This is a genomic window from Microbispora sp. CA-135349 (assembly GCF_050947365.1).
Taxonomy (GTDB): domain Bacteria; phylum Actinomycetota; class Actinomycetes; order Streptosporangiales; family Streptosporangiaceae; genus Microbispora.
Genome location: NZ_CP192001.1, coordinates 2,243,918 through 2,261,688 on the forward strand (window position 1 = coordinate 2,243,918; position 17,771 = coordinate 2,261,688).

The 17,771-nt window shown below is 69.5% G+C and carries 18 protein-coding genes; 12 read left to right on the forward strand and 6 right to left on the reverse strand.

Going from position 1 to position 17,771, the window contains the following annotated elements; translation table 11 throughout:
* The 5 genes from ACQPZZ_RS10720 to ACQPZZ_RS10740 all read left to right on the forward strand — a co-directional run bounded on the left by ACQPZZ_RS10720 (position 1) and on the right by ACQPZZ_RS10740 (position 5,193).
* A complete protein-coding gene (locus ACQPZZ_RS10720) occupies positions 1-558 on the forward strand; it encodes a GTP-binding protein (protein ID WP_363648214.1) in 558 nt (185 codons plus the stop codon).
* A 260-nt stretch (positions 559-818) separates the two neighbouring features.
* Complete coding sequence (locus ACQPZZ_RS10725) at positions 819-3,641, forward strand: sensor histidine kinase (RefSeq protein WP_432931205.1); 2,823 nt, start codon at positions 819-821, stop codon at positions 3,639-3,641.
* Positions 3,641-4,063, forward strand: a complete 423-nt coding sequence (locus ACQPZZ_RS10730; RefSeq protein ID WP_076434898.1) for a roadblock/LC7 domain-containing protein — start codon at positions 3,641-3,643, stop codon at positions 4,061-4,063. The genes ACQPZZ_RS10725 and ACQPZZ_RS10730 overlap by 1 nt, the downstream gene beginning before the upstream one ends.
* A gap of 121 nt (positions 4,064-4,184) precedes the next feature.
* Entirely contained in the window at positions 4,185-4,622 is a 438-nt protein-coding gene (locus ACQPZZ_RS10735; protein WP_432931207.1) for a DUF742 domain-containing protein, read from the forward strand.
* Positions 4,623-4,629: 7 nt separating this feature from the next.
* Positions 4,630-5,193 carry a GTP-binding protein gene (locus ACQPZZ_RS10740; protein ID WP_432934340.1) on the forward strand — a complete coding sequence of 188 codons (564 nt, stop codon included), beginning with the start codon at positions 4,630-4,632 and terminating at the stop codon, positions 5,191-5,193.
* A gap of 28 nt (positions 5,194-5,221) precedes the next feature.
* Here the strand turns inward: ACQPZZ_RS10740 and ACQPZZ_RS10745 are convergent, their stop codons facing one another.
* Genes ACQPZZ_RS10745 through ACQPZZ_RS10765 form a run of 5 tightly spaced genes read right to left on the reverse strand, consistent with a single transcriptional unit; the run spans position 5,222 to position 9,613 of the window.
* The gene (locus ACQPZZ_RS10745) at positions 5,222-6,226 is read right to left on the reverse strand and encodes a methyltransferase (RefSeq protein WP_432931209.1); all 1,005 of its coding nucleotides are present in this window, start codon (positions 6,224-6,226) and stop codon (positions 5,222-5,224) included.
* Between the two features lie 5 nt (positions 6,227-6,231).
* The gene (locus ACQPZZ_RS10750; RefSeq protein ID WP_432931211.1) at positions 6,232-7,047 is read right to left on the reverse strand and encodes an ABC transporter ATP-binding protein; all 816 of its coding nucleotides are present in this window, start codon (positions 7,045-7,047) and stop codon (positions 6,232-6,234) included.
* A 12-nt stretch (positions 7,048-7,059) separates the two neighbouring features.
* The gene (locus ACQPZZ_RS10755) at positions 7,060-7,869 is read right to left on the reverse strand and encodes an ABC transporter permease (protein WP_432934342.1); all 810 of its coding nucleotides are present in this window, start codon (positions 7,867-7,869) and stop codon (positions 7,060-7,062) included.
* A gap of 2 nt (positions 7,870-7,871) precedes the next feature.
* Positions 7,872-8,645: an ABC transporter permease gene (locus ACQPZZ_RS10760; protein ID WP_432931213.1), complete on the reverse strand. Its 774-nt coding sequence runs from the start codon at positions 8,643-8,645 to the stop codon at positions 7,872-7,874.
* Entirely contained in the window at positions 8,642-9,613 is a 972-nt protein-coding gene (locus tag ACQPZZ_RS10765) for an ABC transporter substrate-binding protein (protein ID WP_432931215.1), read from the reverse strand. The genes ACQPZZ_RS10760 and ACQPZZ_RS10765 overlap by 4 nt, the downstream gene beginning before the upstream one ends.
* Before the next feature lie 402 nt (positions 9,614-10,015).
* Here ACQPZZ_RS10765 and ACQPZZ_RS10770 point away from each other — a divergent pair, with 402 nt between their 5' ends.
* The 5 genes from ACQPZZ_RS10770 to ffh all read left to right on the forward strand — a co-directional run bounded on the left by ACQPZZ_RS10770 (position 10,016) and on the right by ffh (position 15,872).
* Positions 10,016-12,775 (forward strand): sensor histidine kinase, encoded by a 2,760-nt coding sequence (locus ACQPZZ_RS10770; protein WP_432931217.1) that lies wholly within the window; start codon positions 10,016-10,018, stop codon positions 12,773-12,775.
* Positions 12,772-13,200 carry a roadblock/LC7 domain-containing protein gene (locus ACQPZZ_RS10775; RefSeq protein WP_432931219.1) on the forward strand — a complete coding sequence of 143 codons (429 nt, stop codon included), beginning with the start codon at positions 12,772-12,774 and terminating at the stop codon, positions 13,198-13,200. Before ACQPZZ_RS10770 ends, ACQPZZ_RS10775 begins: the two co-directional genes overlap by 4 nt.
* 3 nt (positions 13,201-13,203) lie before the next feature.
* On the forward strand, positions 13,204-13,638 hold the full coding sequence (locus ACQPZZ_RS10780) for a DUF742 domain-containing protein (RefSeq protein ID WP_432931221.1): 435 nt from the start codon (positions 13,204-13,206) through the stop codon (positions 13,636-13,638).
* A 7-nt stretch (positions 13,639-13,645) separates the two neighbouring features.
* The gene (locus ACQPZZ_RS10785; RefSeq protein WP_432934344.1) at positions 13,646-14,197 is read left to right on the forward strand and encodes a GTP-binding protein; all 552 of its coding nucleotides are present in this window, start codon (positions 13,646-13,648) and stop codon (positions 14,195-14,197) included.
* Positions 14,198-14,324: 127 nt separating this feature from the next.
* The gene (ffh, locus tag ACQPZZ_RS10790; protein WP_363647266.1) at positions 14,325-15,872 is read left to right on the forward strand and encodes a signal recognition particle protein; all 1,548 of its coding nucleotides are present in this window, start codon (positions 14,325-14,327) and stop codon (positions 15,870-15,872) included.
* A 157-nt stretch (positions 15,873-16,029) separates the two neighbouring features.
* Here the strand turns inward: ffh and ACQPZZ_RS10795 are convergent, their stop codons facing one another.
* A complete protein-coding gene (locus ACQPZZ_RS10795) occupies positions 16,030-16,647 on the reverse strand; it encodes a DUF4232 domain-containing protein (RefSeq protein ID WP_432931223.1) in 618 nt (205 codons plus the stop codon).
* Between the two features lie 283 nt (positions 16,648-16,930).
* Here ACQPZZ_RS10795 and rpsP point away from each other — a divergent pair, with 283 nt between their 5' ends.
* Both rpsP and ACQPZZ_RS10805 read left to right on the forward strand, forming a co-directional pair.
* A complete protein-coding gene (gene rpsP / locus ACQPZZ_RS10800; RefSeq protein ID WP_432931225.1) occupies positions 16,931-17,386 on the forward strand; it encodes a 30S ribosomal protein S16 in 456 nt (151 codons plus the stop codon).
* A gap of 1 nt (position 17,387) precedes the next feature.
* Entirely contained in the window at positions 17,388-17,630 is a 243-nt protein-coding gene (locus tag ACQPZZ_RS10805; protein ID WP_363647263.1) for an RNA-binding protein, read from the forward strand.
* Positions 17,631-17,771 lie beyond the last annotated feature (141 nt).

The window sequence follows — 17,771 nt, forward strand, 5'->3', positions numbered from 1 at the left end:
CTGACCTCGACGAAGATCGTCATTGCGGGGGGCTTCGGCGTGGGGAAGACGACCTTCGTGGGGGCGGTGTCGGAGATCGTGCCGCTGACGACCGAGGCGGTGATGACCGACGCCTCGGTGGGCGTGGACGATGTGGGGCTGGTGCCCAACAAGACGACCACGACGGTGGCGATGGACTTCGGCCGGGTGTCGCTGGACCAGGACCTGATTTTGTATCTGTTCGGTACGCCGGGTCAGCATCGGTTCTGGTTCATGTGGGACGACCTGGTGCGGGGGGCGATCGGTGCGATCGTACTCGTGGATAGCAGGCGACTGGCGGACTGTTTTCCCGCAATTGACTATTTTGAGGAGGCCCGGCTGCCGTTCGTGGTCGCCCTGAACGGCTGGGAGGGGCAATTCATCCACGCGGAGGACGAAATTCGCGAAGCCCTCTCCCTGTCGCCGAACGTGCCCATCGTCCGCACGGACGCCCGGTCCCGCGAGGCGGTGAAGAACACTCTCATCAGCCTGGTGGAGTACGTCCTGACGGTCCGCGCGGCCTATGAGAGGACGCCCTGAAGCCCTTCGGCCGGCAGGGGACGTATTTCGTCGGCTTGCCGTAAGGACAGAGTCCGGTAATAAGACGGGCACCGTTCTTGGCTGATTATCCCCATTCAGGGGATTTCTTCTGTCATTCGCGCAGAATCTTTTGCTTGGCCTCCGCGTATTCGGCGTGCTGCAATTACCCTTGCCCGCAGGACGTCTCCGATGTCACGGCAACCACATGAGTGACGAGGCGCTCCCCCCTGGGCGCACGTACGGTGGAGGTTGCGAGGCCCGTGAGGACACAAGACCCCAGGCCCGACGAGAGCCCCGGGACCGGGGTTCCCGAGCGGAGGCCCGAAGAAGGAAGCCGCATCCGCCTGCGCAACTGGCGCGTGCGCTCCAGGCTTGTGGCGCTGATCCTCATCCCGACCCTGGCGGCGCTGCTGCTGGGCGGCCTGCGGGTCGTCACGTCGATCAACACGGCGCTTGAGTATCAGCAGATCAGCGACCTGGCACGGCTCGTGGACAAGGTCGCGGGCCTCACCCACGAGCTGCAGTCCGAACGCGACCTGGCCGCCTGGAACGCGACGATCGGCCGCCCGGCGAAGGCGACGGCCGCCGTGCGGGCACAGATCGTTCTTACGAACAAGGCGGCCACCGCCGTCCGTGACCTGGCCGACGAGTTCAGGTCGAAGGTGAACAGCCGCCCCTCCGCCGAGATCGAGCACATCCTCGGCAGGCTCGACGGTGTGGAGTCCCTGCGCGGCCAGGCCATGGAGGGAAACCTCCTCCCGAGAGCCGTGCTGGACCAGTACGGCCTTGTCATCGACACCTTGCTGTCCCTGCAGGACGAGCTGGCGAAGAGCACCCAGGACGACCGGCTCGCCGGCTCCGCCGTCACACTGGCCGCGCTCGCCCGGGCGAAGGAGAACGCCTCCGTGCAGCGCGGCCTGCTGACCACGGTGCTGCCAGTCGGCCGCTTCGAGCAGGACCAGCTGCAGAGCTTCCTCGGTGCCGTGTCCGCTCAGGAGAGCGAGCTGCGCGCCTTCCGCAAGAGCGCCACCCCCGAAGAGCGGACCGGCTACGACAACACGGTCATCGGCGGCCAGGTCGACCGGGCGGAGTTCATCCGCACCCTGGTGCTCGACCGTGCCAACGCGGGCTTTCCACTCAAGGGCCTCGACGTGTCGGAACGCGACGACACCCGCCTGTGGTACGACGCGATGTCGCAGCCCGTCAACCGGATGCGCACCGTCGAGGCCAAGCTGACCTCCTCCATCGTGGCCCGGAGCCAGACGCTCAAGGACGACGAGCAGCAGCGGGCCATCATTGTCGCCGTCGCCGTCGCCCTCCTGCTGATCGCGGTGCTGCTCGTCACCACCGGCGTCGCCCGGTCGCTCGTACGCCCGCTGCGGCGGCTGCGCAGTGAGGCGCTGGAGATCGCCGGCAGTCGCCTCCCCGGCACGGTCCAGAAGCTGCGGGAGGCCGGCGACGCCGCCGAGATCCCGCTCACCGCCCCGATCCAGGTGGTCGGCCGCGACGAGATCGGTGAAGTGGCGCGGGCGTTTGACGAGGTGCATCGGGAGGCTGTGCGGCTGGCGGGTGATGAGGCGCGGTTGCGTAGCAATGTCAATGCGATGTTCGTGAACTTGTCGCGGCGTACGCAGACGTTGGTGGAGCGTCAGCTGTCTTTGATTGATGGGCTGGAGCAGGGTGAGCAGGACGAGCAGCGGCTCGGGAACCTGTTCAAGCTGGATCATCTTGCGACTCGTATGCGTCGTAACAGTGAGAACCTTCTGGTTTTGGCCGGGCAGGAGGCCGCGCGTCGGTGGGGTCAGCCGGTGCCGATCGTCGATGTGGTGCGTGCCTCGTTGTCGGAGGTCGAGAACTATGAGCGGGTCAGCGTTCAGGTTCAGGCGGGGGCGTCGGTCGTCGGTCAGGCGGTGAACGACGTCGTTCATCTTGTGGCTGAGCTGGTGGAGAACGCTATTTCCTTCTCGCCTCGTGAGACGAAGGTCACGGTGTCGAGTAACCGGATCGACGGCGGTGGGTTGATCATCTCTGTGAGTGACCAGGGCATCGGTATGACGCCGGAGGAGTTGGCTCAGACGAATTATCGGCTGGCCAATCCGCCGGTTGTGGATGTGTCGGTGTCGCGTCGCATGGGCTTGTTCGTGGTCGGTCGTCTGGCGTTGCGTCATGGCATTCGGGTGCAGTTGCGTCAGCAGGACACGGGTGGTCTGACGGCGATGGTGTTGTTGCCCGAGGCGTTGCTGGCCAATGCCGGTGGGGCGTTCCCGGGTGTGCCGCAGCCGGAGCCCACCAGGGTGTTCGGTGCGGATGCGCCGGGTGTGGGTGCTCCGGGTGCCGATCCCTTCGAACGGGGGCCGTTCGAGTCCTTCCCGCGGGAGACCGTCGACTTCGACCCCGATCCGTTCGTTTTTAGTCCCTTCGACACCAGCCCGTTCGACACCGATCCCTTCAGCCGGGGTCATGTCGGCGAGGCTCCGGTGGACACGCCCTGGCCTGGTCATCTGCCTCCGCCGGGGGGTGGTTCCTGGCCCGGCACCCCGCAGGAGGGCGGCGCCGGCTGGCCCGGACAGACGGGCCGCGGCGCCTTCGAGGGCGATGACAACACCGGCCCGCTGCCGGTGGTGCGGACCTCGCCGCTGGAGTCGGGGGAGGAGTTCCTTCCGATCTTCGCCGCGGTGGAGTCGGACTGGTTCAGGAAGGTCGACGTCCCGGGGGACAAGAGCGACTCCGACGGCGAGACCGGTGTGGAAAGCAACGCCTGGTCGTCCCCGGCGGACGTCGGCTGGCAGGCGGCGAAGGCGGCCAGCGAGCCGGCCCTGGGCGGGGTGACGTCGTCCGGTCTGCCGAAGCGGGTGCCGAAGGCCAACCTGGTTCCCGGATCGGCCGAGCCGGCGTCGGCGGCGCCCGCCACGTCGCAGCCGATCCTGTCGCCCGATCGGGCCCGCAGCCGGCTGGCGAGCCTGCAGCAGGGCGTTCGGCAGGGCCGGGCGGTCGCTCGTGGGGAGGCCGGGGAGGACCAGGGATATCCCGGGGCGGCGGCCCTGGGCAGGCCCGATGCCCAGGACAGTGAGAAGGAGGACTGATGAGGGAGATGAGCCAGGCCGCGCGCGGCATCAACTGGTTGATCACGGACTTTGTGAACAACGTGCCGGGTGTGGCGCACACCGTGGTGGTGTCGGCGGATGGGTTGCCTCTGGCGTTCTCGGATGGGTTTCCCAAGGACCGGGCGGATCAGCTGGCGGCGGTGGCGGCCGGGTTGATCAGTTTGACGCAGGGCGCTTCGCGGGTGTTCGAGGGTGGCCCGGTGACGCAGACGGTGGTGGAGATGCAGCGGGGGTTGTTGCTGATCATGTCGATCAGTGACGGTTCCTGTCTTGCGGTGCTGGCGGCGGCGGATTCGGATCTGGGGCTGGTGGCTTATCAGATGACGTTGCTGGTGGAACGGGCGGGTCAGGTGCTGACCCCCGCGGTCCGCGCCGAACTCCAGGCCTCCCACCCGCGGTGACGGAAGACTCCGCGAAGTCAGGCACGCGGCGGAGGACAGATCGGGGAAGACGCCCCGGGATCGGGGCGGCCGGAGCGGCCGGCGGGTTCCGGAGTGAGAGCTAACAGGTCAGGAGGACGCTGTGGCAGGCGGCGGCTGGAACAACGAGGCCTATCCGCCGGTGGGCGACGCCCACCGGCAGTACGGCGGCACGAACCCCGTCCCGACGCCGACGGCGGCGGAGCAGAGCTCACTGGTGCGTCCCTACGCGGTCACGGGCGGGCGTACGGCACCGCGCGTGCAGTTGGCGATGGAGGCGCTGGTCTCCTCCGCCACGGTGATGCACCAGGACATCTCCACGCTCACCCCGGAACGCCAGGCGATCAGCACGCTGTGCCGTCAGGTGCGGTCGGTGGCGGAGGTGTCGGCGTTGCTGCGGATCCCGCTGGGTGTGGTTCGTGTGGTGATCGCGGACATGGCGGCGGAGGGGCTGGTGCATGTGCATCAGCCGCAGTTGGAGGCCGGTAAGCCGGATCTGAACTTGCTGGAAAGGGTGCTCAGTGGACTTCGCAGGCTCTAGCCGGGGGCTGACCTCGACGAAGATCGTCGTTGCGGGGGGCTTCGGCGTGGGGAAGACGACCTTCGTGGGGGCGGTGTCGGAGATCGTGCCGCTGACGACCGAGGCGGTGATGACCGACGCCTCGGCGGGGGTGGACGATGTGGGGCTGGTGCCGCACAAGACCACGACGACGGTGGCGATGGACTTCGGCCGGGTGTCGCTGGATCAGGATCTGATTTTGTATCTGTTCGGTACGCCGGGTCAGCATCGGTTCTGGTTCATGTGGGACGACCTGGTGCGGGGGGCGATCGGTGCGGTGGTGCTGGTCGACACCCGCCGGTTGGCCGACAGTTTCCCCGCCGTGGACTACTTCGAGGAGGCGCGCCTGCCCTTCGTCGTCGGCGTCAACGGTTTCAACGGGCAGTTCCCGCACGCCGGGGAGGAAGTGCGGGAGGCGATGACGCTGTCGCCGCACACCCCGATCGTCCGCACCGACGCCCGGGACCGGGAATCGGTCAAGAGCACCCTGATCACGCTCGTCGAGCACGCGCTGACCATGCGTGTCGCCGTACCCGGCTGGGGGCGCGCCTGACGCGGCCCCCGGCTCGGGAGTCACCGGTCTAGGCGCGGATCGCCTCGATGAGGGTGGCGTGGAACGGCAGGTCGTAGGCGCCGACGAGGCGCAGCCCGGCCGCCCGCAGCAGAGCGTCGTGCTCCGACCTGCTGCGCTCCCTTCCCTGCCCGAACAGGCCGAGCATCCGCATGTCGAGGTCCTTGCCGAAGTGCGGTGAGTCGTCGTCCGGCAGGACTATCTCCACCAGCAGCACCCGGCCGTCGTCGCTCATGGCCTCGCGGACCACCCGCAGGATGCGGGTCGCGTCCTCGTCGTCCCAGTTGTGGATCACACTGCCCAGCAGGTAGGCGTCGTGACCCGCGGGGACGGACGCGAAGAAGTCGCCCTCGACGAGCTCCACCCGCTCCGACAGCCCCCACTCGTCGAAGGCGGCCCGCGCGTCCGGCAGCACGTGCGCCAGCTCCACCAGCACTCCGCGCAGGTGCGGGTTGGCCCGCAGCGCCGTCGCCAGGATGTGGCCCCGGCCGCCGCCCACGTCCACCAGCGTCTTGACCGACGAGAAGTCGTAGCTCGCGGCCACCCCGTCGGCCATCGGCTGCGACCGCTGGGTCATGAAGTCGTTGAAGACGCGGTTCAGCTCGGGGTCGGTCCCCAGATGGTCGTAGAGCACGCCGTACTTCTCGACGAACGCCGACCGTCCCTGGCGCACCGTCGTGACCAGATTGTGCATGCCGTACGAGAGCGTGGGCGTGGTGTTGGTCTGGACGGCCGTGCGCAGCGAGCCGGGAACCCCATCCACCAGCAGCCGGCCCGCGTCGGTAAGCGCGTACGTGCCGGGGGAGACGGAGGTGAACAGCCCGCTGGCGGCGCACGTCCGCAGCAGGCGGGCGAGGGACGGCGCGTGCGCGCCGCAGCGCGTGGCGAGCTCCTCGACGGTGAGCGGCCCGTCCTTCAGGTGGCCGGCGCAGTCGAGGTCGACGACCGCGCCGAGCGCCGCGGCCCGGTAGGCCCCGCGCAGGAGCTCCCATACGACGCTGCTGGGTTCTGTCACGTCCACTACTCCTTGTTGATGTGTGAAGGGGTCATCATGTGAGGCGGGGTCATGCTGAACTCGGGTCTGCCGCGAACCAGGCGGCTCACCTCGCTCCGCAGGTGCACGAAGGCGGGCAGCTCCCGGGTCCCGATCTGGTCGCGGGGACCGGGCAGATCGACCCGCAGGTCGGCGGCGACCACGGCGGGCGCCTTGGTCAGCACCACCACCCGGTCGCCGACGTAGACGCTCTCGTCGATGTCGTGGGTGATCAGGACGATCGTCATGCGGTGGTGCCCGCGTACGGCGAGGACGAGATCCTCCAGGTCCTCGCGGGTCTGGGCGTCAACGGAGCCGAACGGTTCGTCCATCAGCAGCAGCGAAGGACGGTAGGCGAGGGCCCGCGCGATGGCCACCCGCTGCTGCATGCCGCCGGACAGCTGCCAGGGATACTTGGCCGCGGCGATTTCCAGCCCCACCGCCGCCAGCGCCTCGGCCGCCGCCGTGCGGCGGGCCGCCCGGTCGAGGCCGCGCCGCCGCAGCGGCAGCGCCACGTTGTCGCGGACCGACATCCAGGGGAACAGCGACCTGCTGTAGTCCTGGAAGACCACGGCGAGGTCGTCCGGCGTCGCGGTGACCGGCCGGCCCTTGACGCGCACCTCGCCGCCGGTCGGCCGTACGAGCCCGGCGATCGACCGCAGCAGGGTCGACTTCCCGCAGCCCGACGGGCCGACGACGCAGACGAGCTGGCCCTCCGGGACATTGAGGTCGATTCCGCCGAGCGCCCGGTGGGCGTCCGGGCCGCTGCCGTAGGTGTGGGTCAGGTTGACGACGTCGAGCACGGTGATGTCACCTCACTTCGTCCGCCCGGCACGCCGGTGCCAGGACAGCGTGCGCCGTTCCACGACGAGGAACGACGAGTTGAGGAGGAAGCCGAGGACGCCGAGCAGCGCGATCGTCCCCCACATCCCCGGGAGGTCGAAGTTCTGCTGCGTGTAGAGCAGCTCGTAGCCGATTCCGCTGGTCGCGCTGCCCGCGAGCTCGGCGACGACCATCAGGATGAGCGCGAGCGACAGGCTCAGCCGCAGCCCCGCGAAGATCTTCGGCGCCGCCGCGGGCAGGATGACCCGGGTGAGCCGCTCGGCCCGCGACAGGCCGAAGACCCGCGCCGTCTCGATGTGGAGGCGGTCCACGTAGCGGGCGCCGTCCACCGAGTTGACCAGGACCGGCCAGACCACGCCGTACACGATGGTGGCGACCTGCATCCGCGTGTCCGCCTTGAACAGCACGACGAACAGTGGGATGAGCGTCGGCGGCGGGATCGCCCGCCCGAACTCGATCAGCGGGTCGACGTAGCCGGCCAGCGTCCTCGACCGGCCGATCGCCACACCGAGGGCGATTCCGCCCAGGCAGGCGAGCGCCCAGCCACCGAACATCCGGCCGAGGCTGGGCAGGAAGTCGGCGAGGGCGGCGTCGCTGAGGAACAGGCGGACCGGGGGCCCGGAGAACCACAGCTCGCGCAGCCGGGCCAGGATCGCCGACGGCGGCGGGAAGTAGACCGACTCCGCCGCGCGGGCGGCGGCCTCCCACACGGCGACGACGACGGGCACGGTCCACAGCCGCAGGGCGAGCCCGCGCAACCGGCTGCCGCTCGCGACGGTCATCGTCACTGGGTCACCCCCGCGCGTGCGGCGTGCCAGCGGAACAGGCCGCGTTCGGTCCGGACGAGCAGCGCGTTGACGACCAGGCCGATCAGCCCGGCCCACACAGTGGCCGCCAGCATGAGGTCGATCCGGTAGCCGGACCCGGCCCTGACGATGTAGACGCCGATGCCGCCCTCGCCGCCGGCGAGCAGCTCGGCGCTGATCGCCACCACCAGCGCGACCGAGGCCGCCAGCCGTACGCCGGTCAGGACGAACGGCGCGGCGCTCGGCAGCGTCACCCGCAGCAGCACGGCCAGGCGGCCGAAGCCGAAGACGCGCATCGTGTCCTTGGCGACGGGGTCCACGTCGTGCAGGCCGTACATCGTGTTGACGAGCACCGGCCAGCAGGCGGCGTAGACGATGACCGTGACCTTCATCGCGCCGTCCGCTGCCGCGATGAGCGCGACCAGCGGGATCAGCGCGACCGAGGGGATCGGCCGGAGGAACTCGATCACCGGCCGCAGCGCCGTCTCCGCCCTCGGCAGGCTGCCCAGCAGCACTCCGGCCGGTACGGCCAGCAGGGTGGCGAGCAGGAGGCCCTCGGCCCACACCTCGACGGTGGCCGAGACGTCGCGCAGGAACCCGGAGTCGGCGGCGAGCCCCGCGGCCCCCGCGAGCACCGTGGACGCGAGAGGCATGATCTGGGTGTCCAGGAGGCCGGTGCGGCCGGCGACCTCCGCGGCGACGAGCAGGCCCGCGACGCCGGCGGCGCCGCGGGCCACTCTGCTGAGGATCATTGCGGCATCGGCACCAGCAGCGGGTTCACGTCCATCTTGGTCTTCAGATAGCCGTACTCCAGCATCAGGTCGGCCACCCGCTGGATGCGCGTCGCGTTCAGGGTGGACGGGTATGCGCCGAGCGTGATGATCGAGGCGCCGTCAGGAGTGATCTTCGTGTACGTCGGCAGCACCTTTTCCACGGCCTTGCGGTCGGAGTCGGCGATCTGCTGCGCCTTCACGATCGCGCGCTGGAAGGCGGCCATCGCCTTCGGGTACTTCGACAGGGTGGGCTCGGTCGTGGTCCAGCCCGCGATCGGGAAGTCCGCCATCGCGCCGGTCATCGTGTCGGCGATCTTCCGGGCGCCCATGTCCTTCTGCACACCGGTGAGGAACGGCTCGGTGAGCCAGGCGGCGTCCGTCTGGCCCGACGCCAGCTTGCCCGGCGCGTCGGGGAACGCGGCCGGTACGTACGTCACGTCCTTAGGCGACAGACCATTGGCCCGCAGGGTCGAGTCGACGGCTAGCGTGCCGATGCTGTTGAACGACGCGACCGAGATCTTCTTGCCCTTGAGGTCCTTCACCGACTGGATTGGTGAGTCCTTCTTCACCACGATGTCGAAGACATCCGGTTTGGCCTGGAAAGTGTCGGCAAGGATGCGGAAGTTCGCTACCTTCGCCTCTTGTCCCGAAAGTACCGAAAAGTAGTTGCCGAGCGTGATGTCCACCGAACCGCTCACCAGCTTCGGGATGGCGACCTGAGTGCTCGCCACAATTTCGGGCTTTACGGTCAGCCCTTCGGCTTTGAAGAAACCCCGTTCCGTCGCGATGTACAGCGCCGCGACGTCCGCGATGGGGAGAATGCCGACTTTAATGGTGGTTTTTTCCAGTCCGTTATTGCCGGTCGCTGTCGTATCCGTACCGCCACAGGCGGTGAGTGTCAACGCTGCTATGACGCCGATGACGGTCCTGCGACCCGTCAGCCTCATGGAGTCTCCTCAGGTGGGGGAAGTGAAGGCGCCCGGCGGGAGATGGCGGCACTGGGCGACGGGCGAGAAGCGTAGCTGTACTTAAACCGAGATAACAGGATTAAGAGTCCTATGTCATAAAACTTGTCAGTAAATCCACTATGCCCCATAACCTGGGGTGTGGTGGTTTGGACCGATACATGTCCGGAACCTTATTCTGAGATGCTGTTCGCCGCCCGTTGATGCTCGCGAAAGGCCTTCCCGCGCATCGTCGCACGAAAGTCTGGCTGCTTGGAACGTGCCAAAAGATTCGACAGGTTGGTCTATCTCGTCGCCTTATGCTCCAATTGCCGATGTCTTATGGGAGGTATCCCGAGTGATAGGTCCGAATCCCATCTAGAAGAACCGCGTGAGGTTGCACCAGTGAGGACGGCAACAGTCGAGAGCGGTCGTCGTAGTGAACGGAAGCCGCCCCCGCTGCCGGTCGGCTCCGGGGCGCCCGCGGCGGACCAGGGGGAACAACCGGAGCAGCCCGAGCCGCCCGGGCACGACGCCGGCAGTCCGCTGGCGCTGAAGAACTGGCGGCTGCGCACCCGGCTGCTGGCGCTGATCCTGGTGCCGACCGCCGTCGCGGTCACGCTGGGGGGCCTGCGGGTGGCCTCCTCGATCAGCAGCGCGGCCGAGTACCAGCGGGTGCAGGACGTGGCCGAGCTGATCGTCGGCATTGGCGACTTCGTCCACGAGCTGCAGCTCGAGCGCGACCTGACGGCCCGCTACGTGGCGATGGACCGCCGCAGCGGCACGATGCTCTCGCTGATCCGCGAGCAGCAGGCGGCGGTCGACGCGGCCGCACAGCGGGTGCGGTCGAAGGCGGATACCGCGGGTGACGCGTTCGGCGACATCGGCCGCGCCGACCTCGTCCGCCTGCACGGCCGTCTCGACGAGCTGACCGCGCTGCGCGGCACGGTCCTGCAGAGCAGGCTTCCCGCGCTGCCCACGATCGACAAGTACTCGCTGTTCGTCGCCGACGCCCTGCGGTTGTACGACGAGACCGTGCAGGGCGCGGTGGACGAGGGCGTCATCGCCGGCCTCAAGTCGATGGCCTCGCTCGCGCGGGCGGAGGAGGAGATCTCCAAGCAGCGTGCGCTGCTGACCGCCGCGCTGGTGCGGGACCGGTTCGAGACCGCGGAGATCGACGCGTTCACCGCCGCTCGCGCCCGCGAGGTCAGCGAGCGCAACGCGTTCCTCGCGCAGGCCACGCTCGCGCAGCGTCAGCTCTTCTCGGACACTGTCACCGGCCAGAAGGTCGACCGCGCCGAATACCTGCGTGCGCTCGCCCTGAGTCTCACCCGCGACGGCCTGACGCTGCGCCGGATCGAGCCCGGCGGCCAGGCGGTGGACACCTGGTTCGATGCGATCACCGAGACCGGTGACCAGATGCACAAGGTGAACCTGGCGGTCGCCCGCTCGGTGATCTCGCGCAGCGTGGAGCTCCAGGGGTCCGACCAGCGGATCGCCGCGGTCAACGTGATCCTGGTCGCCGCCGTCCTGCTGGTGGTCCTGCTCATCACCTCGGTCATGGCCCGCTCGGTCGTACGTCCGCTGCGGCGGCTGCGCAGCGAGGCGCTGGAGATCGCCGGCCACCGGCTGCCCGACCTCGTGCAGCGCCTGCGCGAGTCGGACTCCGCCGGTTCCCAGCAGGTGCAGCCGATCGGGGTGGTCTCGGCGGACGAGATCGGCGAGGTCGCGCGGGCGTTCGACGAGGTCCACCGCGAGGCGATCCGGCTGGCGGGCGACGAGGCCCGGTTGCGCAGTAACGTCAACGCGATGTTCGTGAACCTGTCGCGGCGTACGCAGACGCTGGTGGAGCGGCAGATCACCCTGATCGACGGGCTGGAGCAGGGCGAGCAGGACGAGCAGCGGCTCGCGAACCTGTTCAAGCTCGACCACCTGGCGACCCGTATGCGCCGCAACAGTGAGAATCTCCTGGTCCTCGCCGGCCAGGAGCCCGCGCGCCGCTGGAGCCAGCCCGTCGAGATCACCGACGTCCTGCGGGCCTCGCTGTCGGAGGTCGAGGGCTACGAGCGGGTCGTGCTGAACTTCCCCTCCGACGTCTCGATCGCCGGCCAGGCCGTCAACGACGTCATCCACCTGCTCGCCGAGCTGGTGGAGAACGCGCTGTCGTTCTCCGCTCGCGACACCCGGGTGGTCGTTTCGGGCAACCGGATCGACGGCGGGGGCGTGATGATCTCCGTCACCGACTCCGGCATCGGGATGACCACGGAGGAGATCTCCCAGGCCAACTGGAGGCTGGCGAACCCGCCGGTCGTGGACGTGTCGGTGTCCCGCCGCATGGGCCTGTTCGTGGTCGGCCGCCTCGCCATGCGCAACGGCATCCGGGTGCAGCTCAGGCCGCACGACGGGGGAGGGCTGACCGCGATGGTCCTGCTGCCGGAGACCCTGATGGGCCGTCCGGCCTCCGCGCAACAGTCCTACTCGGACGCCTTCGCCCCCGCCTGGAGCTCCCAGCCCGGCCAGTCGTCCTGGGGCGGGCCCTCCCCGTCGGCTCCTCCGCCAATCTCCCCGCCGATTCCGGCGCAGGACCCGCTCACGCGGCTGCGCGGACGCCGGTTCGACTCGGTGCCGGACGAGGCGGCCACCGGCCCGCTGCCCAAGGTGACCGGGCCCGTCCCCCTGGGCGCGGGGGCGTCGCGGCTGTCGACCGGGCCGGTCTCGATCTCCGCTCCGATGCACGGCGCGCCGATCTCCCAGGACGGGACACAGACCGGCCCGGCCCCCACCGAGGAGTACCTGCCGATCTTCGCCTCCGTCGAGTCCGCCTGGTTCCGGCGCACTCCCGCCGCCGACACCGGACCCGACTGGCAGCCCGCGCCTTCCGTGGACGCCGGGTGGCAGGCCGCGGCCGCGGCCACCGAGAAGCCGGCCTCGGACGGCACCACCACCTCCGGCCTGCCGAAGCGGGTGCCGAAGGCCAACCTGGTGCCCGGCTCGGCCGAGCCGGCGTCGGCGGCGCCCGCCACGTCGCAGCCGATCCTGTCGCCCGACCGGGCCCGCAGCCGGCTGGCGAGCCTGCAGAAGGGCGTTCGGCAGGGCCGGGCGGTGGCCCGGGGCGAACTGAGCGAGGACGAGGGCTACCGACTGCCGAAAGGGGACGGCGCATGAGTGAGTTGAGTCAGGGCGCACGCGGCCTGAACTGGTTGATCACGGACTTTGTGAACAACGTGCCGGGTGTGGCGCACACCGTGGTGGTGTCGGCGGATGGGTTGCCCCTGGCGTTCTCTCACGGGTTTCCCAAGGACCGGGCCGACCAGTTGGCGGCGGTGGCGGCCGGGTTGATCAGTTTGACGCAGGGCGCTTCGCGGGTGTTCGAGGGTGGCCCGGTGACGCAGACGGTGGTGGAGATGCAGCGGGGGTTGTTGCTGATCATGTCGATCAGTGACGGTTCCTGTCTTGCGGTGCTGGCGGCGGCGGATTCGGATCTGGGGCTGGTGGCTTATCAGATGACGTTGCTGGTGGAACGGGCGGGTCAGGTGCTGACCCCCGCGGTCCGCGCCGAACTCCAATCCATGTCGTATCCCCGGAGGTGACGGATGGATCCGTGGGGACAGCAGCCGGGCGCGGAACCGTGGGGTCAGGAGCCCGGCGGGGACCCGTGGGGACGGCCGCCCGGCGCCCCGGCACCCCAGGAGCCCGCGTCTCCGGTCCGCCCGTTCACGGTCACGGGCGGGCGTACGACCCCTCGCATGCAACTCGCGATGGAGGCGCTGGTCTCCTCCGCCACGACCACGCACTACGACCTGTCCGCGAGGCCCCCGGAGTTTCGGGCCATCGCCTCTTTGTGCCGTCAGGTGCGGTCGGTGGCGGAGGTGTCGGCGTTGCTGCGGATCCCGCTGGGTGTGGTTCGTGTGGTGATCGCGGACATGGCGGCGGAGGGGCTGGTGCATGTGCATCAGCCGCAGTTGGAGGCCGGTAAGCCGGATCTGAACTTGCTGGAAAGGGTGCTCAGTGGACTTCGCAGGCTCTAGCCGGGGGCTGACCTCGACGAAGATCGTCGTTGCGGGGGGCTTCGGCGTGGGGAAGACGACCTTCGTGGGGGCGGTGTCGGAGATCGTGCCGCTGACGACCGAGGCGGTGATGACCGACGCCTCGGCGGGGGTGGACGATGTGGGGCTGGTGCCGCACAAGACCACGACGACGGTGGCGATGGACTTCGGCCGGGTGTCGCTGGACCAGGACCTGATTTTGTATCTGTTCGGTACGCCGGGTCAGCATCGGTTCTGGTTCATGTGGGATGACCTGGTGCGGGGGGCGATCGGTGCGGTGGTGCTGGTCGACACCCGCCGGTTGGCCGACAGTTTCCCCGCCGTGGACTACTTCGAGGAGGCGCGCCTGCCCTTCGTCGTCGGCGTCAACGGTTTCAACGGGGAGTACACCCACGGGGAGGACGAACTACGCGAGGCCCTGACGCTGTCGCCGCACACCCCGATCGTCCGCACCGACGCCCGGGACCGGGAATCGGTCAAGAGCACCCTGATCACGCTCGTCGAACACGCGCTGGCATCCCATGTGGGCGCGATCCGGTGAGGACCCCGAACGGACCGGACCGGCGATCTCTCCACGGCGGCACGGGCGTGAAGGGCGTACGGGCGGATAGTCTGGGGAGACTGATGATTCACCGACCCGTCCACTCGCTTCGAGGCTGGCCAAACACGTGTTCGAGACGCTTTCCGACCGGCTGACTTCGGTCTTCTCCTCCCTTCGGTCCAAAGGCAGGCTTTCCGACGCCGACATCGACGCGACCTGCCGTGAGATCCGCATCGCGTTGCTCGAGGCGGACGTCGCGCTGCCGGTCGTGAAGGACTTCGTGGCCCGGGTCAAGGAGCGGGCCCGCGGCGCCGAGGTCTCCCAGGCGCTCAACCCCGCGCAGCAGGTCGTGAAGATCGTCAACGACGAGCTCATCGAGGTGCTGGGCGGCGAGACGCGGCGGCTGCGTTACGCCAAGACCCCGCCGACCGTGATCATGCTGGCCGGTCTCCAGGGCTCCGGCAAGACGACCCTGGCCGGCAAGCTCGCCAGGTGGCTGCGCGACCAGGGGCACGCCCCGCTGCTCGTGGCCTGCGACCTGCAGCGGCCCAACGCGGTGCAGCAGCTCGCCGTCATGGCCGAGCGGGCCGGGGTGGCGGTGTACGCCCCCGAGCCCGGCAACGGCGTGGGCGACCCGGTCGAGGTGGCCCGGCAGTCGGTGGACCACGCGCGCCGCCAGCAGCACGACGTGGTCATCGTCGACACCGCCGGTCGCCTGGGCATCGACCAGGAGCTGATGAAGCAGGCCGCCGACATCCGCGACGCGGTGACCCCCGACGAGGTCCTGTTCGTGCTCGACGCCATGATCGGCCAGGACGCGGTCAGCACGGCCCGCGCGTTCATGGACGGCGTCGGCTTCGACGGCGTGGTGCTGACCAAGCTCGACGGCGACGCCCGCGGCGGCGCGGCCCTGTCGGTGCGGCACGTCACCGGCCGGCCGATCATGTTCGCCAGCACCGGCGAGAAGCTCGAGGACTTCGACGCCTTCCACCCCGACCGCATGGCGGGCCGGATCCTCGACATGGGTGACATCCTCACCCTGATCGAGCAGGCGCAGAAGACGTTCGACGAGCAGGAAGCCGCCAAGATGGCGGGCAAGCTCGTCTCCGGGGAAGGCTTCACGCTCGACGACTTCCTCGAGCAGATGATGATGGTGCGCCGGATGGGGCCCATCAAGAACCTGCTCGGGATGATGCCGGGCATGGGGCAGATGCGCGAGCAGCTCAACCAGGTCGACGACCGCGACCTGGACCGCATCGCGGCGATCATCCGCTCCATGACGCCCGGCGAGCGCCAGGACCCGAAGATCATCAACGGTTCGCGCCGGGCACGCATCGCCAAGGGGTCGGGCGTGACGGTCACCGAGGTGAACAACCTGGTGGTCCGTTTCTTCGACGCGCAGAAGATGATGAAGCGGATGACCCAGGGCATGGGCATCCCCGGCATGCCCGGCGGGCGCAAGCAGAAGGCGCAGAAGCCCAAGAAGGGCCGCCGGGTCAGCGGCGACCCGCGCAAGGCCGCGCTCGGCAAGGCCGGTGCGAACGCGTCGTCCTCGGACGCCCCGAAGCTGCCCAAGGGCATGCTCGGCAACCTCGGCGGCGGCCAGCTGCCCCCGGGCCTGGAGCTGCCGCCCGGGTTCGACCCGTCGAAGCTGAAGCTGCCCGGCCAGAACTGAGGACAGGCCCGGACCCGCCCGCCGTCCGGTCCACACCGGGCGGCGGCCCGGTCCGGCCGCGCGCGGGTTCCGGACCCGCGCGGACCTCGTGGCGGAACCCCGGTGGGGCCGCCCTTCATCACCTGGCGTGCGCCGCCGGAATCGCGGTCAGGCGTCGTCAGAGGCTCGCGCCGGGAGCCGCCGGCGTGGTGTCGATCCTGCCGTCGTCGCACACCGTCGCGGTGAACGGGACCTCCAGATGCGCCACCTCGTCCGGCGGAATGATCATCAGCCGGGCCGAGGCGGGGCACCGGGTCTCGTGCCCGCTCGGCACCACGGTCCAGTGCAGCCGGGCGTGCGCGCTCGCCCCCGGACGCAACGTGACCCGGTGCGGGGTGACGCTCTCGCGGCGGGTGCGCGTGCGCAGCACGTCTCCCCGGCCGTCGATGAGGACGAGCCCGACGAAGCCGTACACCCAGCAGGTCTTCGCCGAGGTGTTGGTGAGCACGAGCGGCGCGTAGCGGTTGCCGGCCGCCGCGTCCTGCCGTCCCACCCGGGCCCGCAGTCCGGTCGTACGGCACCGCGAGGGGGCGGCGCCCGCGGTTCGCGCGGCGGCGCCGTACCGGACGGATACCGCGTCCGCGGCGGTGATTCTCGCCGCATCCGGGGTGGTGTGCGGGGTCGTCGTCGCGGCCGGGCGTGCGATGGCCGCGGAGGGCGTGGAGGGTGTGGTGTTCGTGCCGCAGCCGGAGGCAAGCAGGGCGAGGGCCGCCCCCACGGCCAGGGTGCTGCTCATGGTGACTCGCATGTCCAGTTGGACGGCTCACCCGCCCGATCAGTTCGCAGGTCGCTTCCGGATTCGTCTCATGGGCGCATCCGTGCGGAAAACAGGGCGGCGGCGGGACCGTGCTTTGCGGAGCATGGGGAATCATCTGGCAGAATGTCAGGCTGGAACATCGTGGCCAGGCGGGTGCCCTCTCACCCCCGCCGGTCGCGCCTGTCCCTCGGGCGGGCTCCCATCGTGCCCCACTCGATGAGACACCGCTCACCCACGCTCTAATGCAGGAGAGACCACACCCGTGGCAGTCAAGATCAAGCTCAAGCGGCTCGGCATGATCCGCAACCCGCAGTACCGCATCGTCGTCGCCGACGCCCGGAGCAAGCGGGACGGCCGTGCCATCGAGGAGATCGGCCTGTACCACCCGAAGGAGAACCCCTCGCGCATCGAGGTGAACTCCGAGCGGGTGCAGTACTGGCTGGGCGTCGGCGCGCAGCCGACCGACCCGGTCCTGAAGATTTTCAAGCTGACCGGCGACTGGCAGAAGTTCAAGGGCGAGCCCGCCCCCGCCACGCCGCTCCTGGTCGCCGAGCCCAGGCCCGACCGGCACGCCGCGTACGAGGCCGCGGCCAAGGAGTCGCTGTCGGGTGACACCGGCGCCGCCGCCACCACGCCGAAGAAGGCCAAGAAGACCGTGAAGGCCGAAGAGACCGCCGAGGCCCCGGCCGCGGAGGAGAAGTCGGAAGGCGAGGCCTGAGGTGCTCGAGGAGGCCCTCGAGCACCTGGTCAAGGGCATCGTCGAGCATCCGGACGACGTCCGGGTCCGCGCGCGGCGCATCCGCACCGGGCGTGTTCTCGAGGTCCGGGTTCACCCCGACGACCTCGGCAAGGTCATCGGCCGTGGCGGCCGTACGGCCAAGGCGTTGCGCACCGTCGTCAACGCGCTGGCCAACGGCAAGTACGTGCGGATCGACCTGGTTGACCTGGAAGAGGCGCGCTGAGCCGAACGACGCGTCCGGGGGGCCCCGAATCGGGGTCCCCCGGCGTGTTTTCCGGCTTCGTACCAGCTCTTCCAGATTGTTCGGGATGACAGGCCGGTTCGGGCGGTCCCGTTCGTACCGGCACGGTGAAGCGGTAGCGGA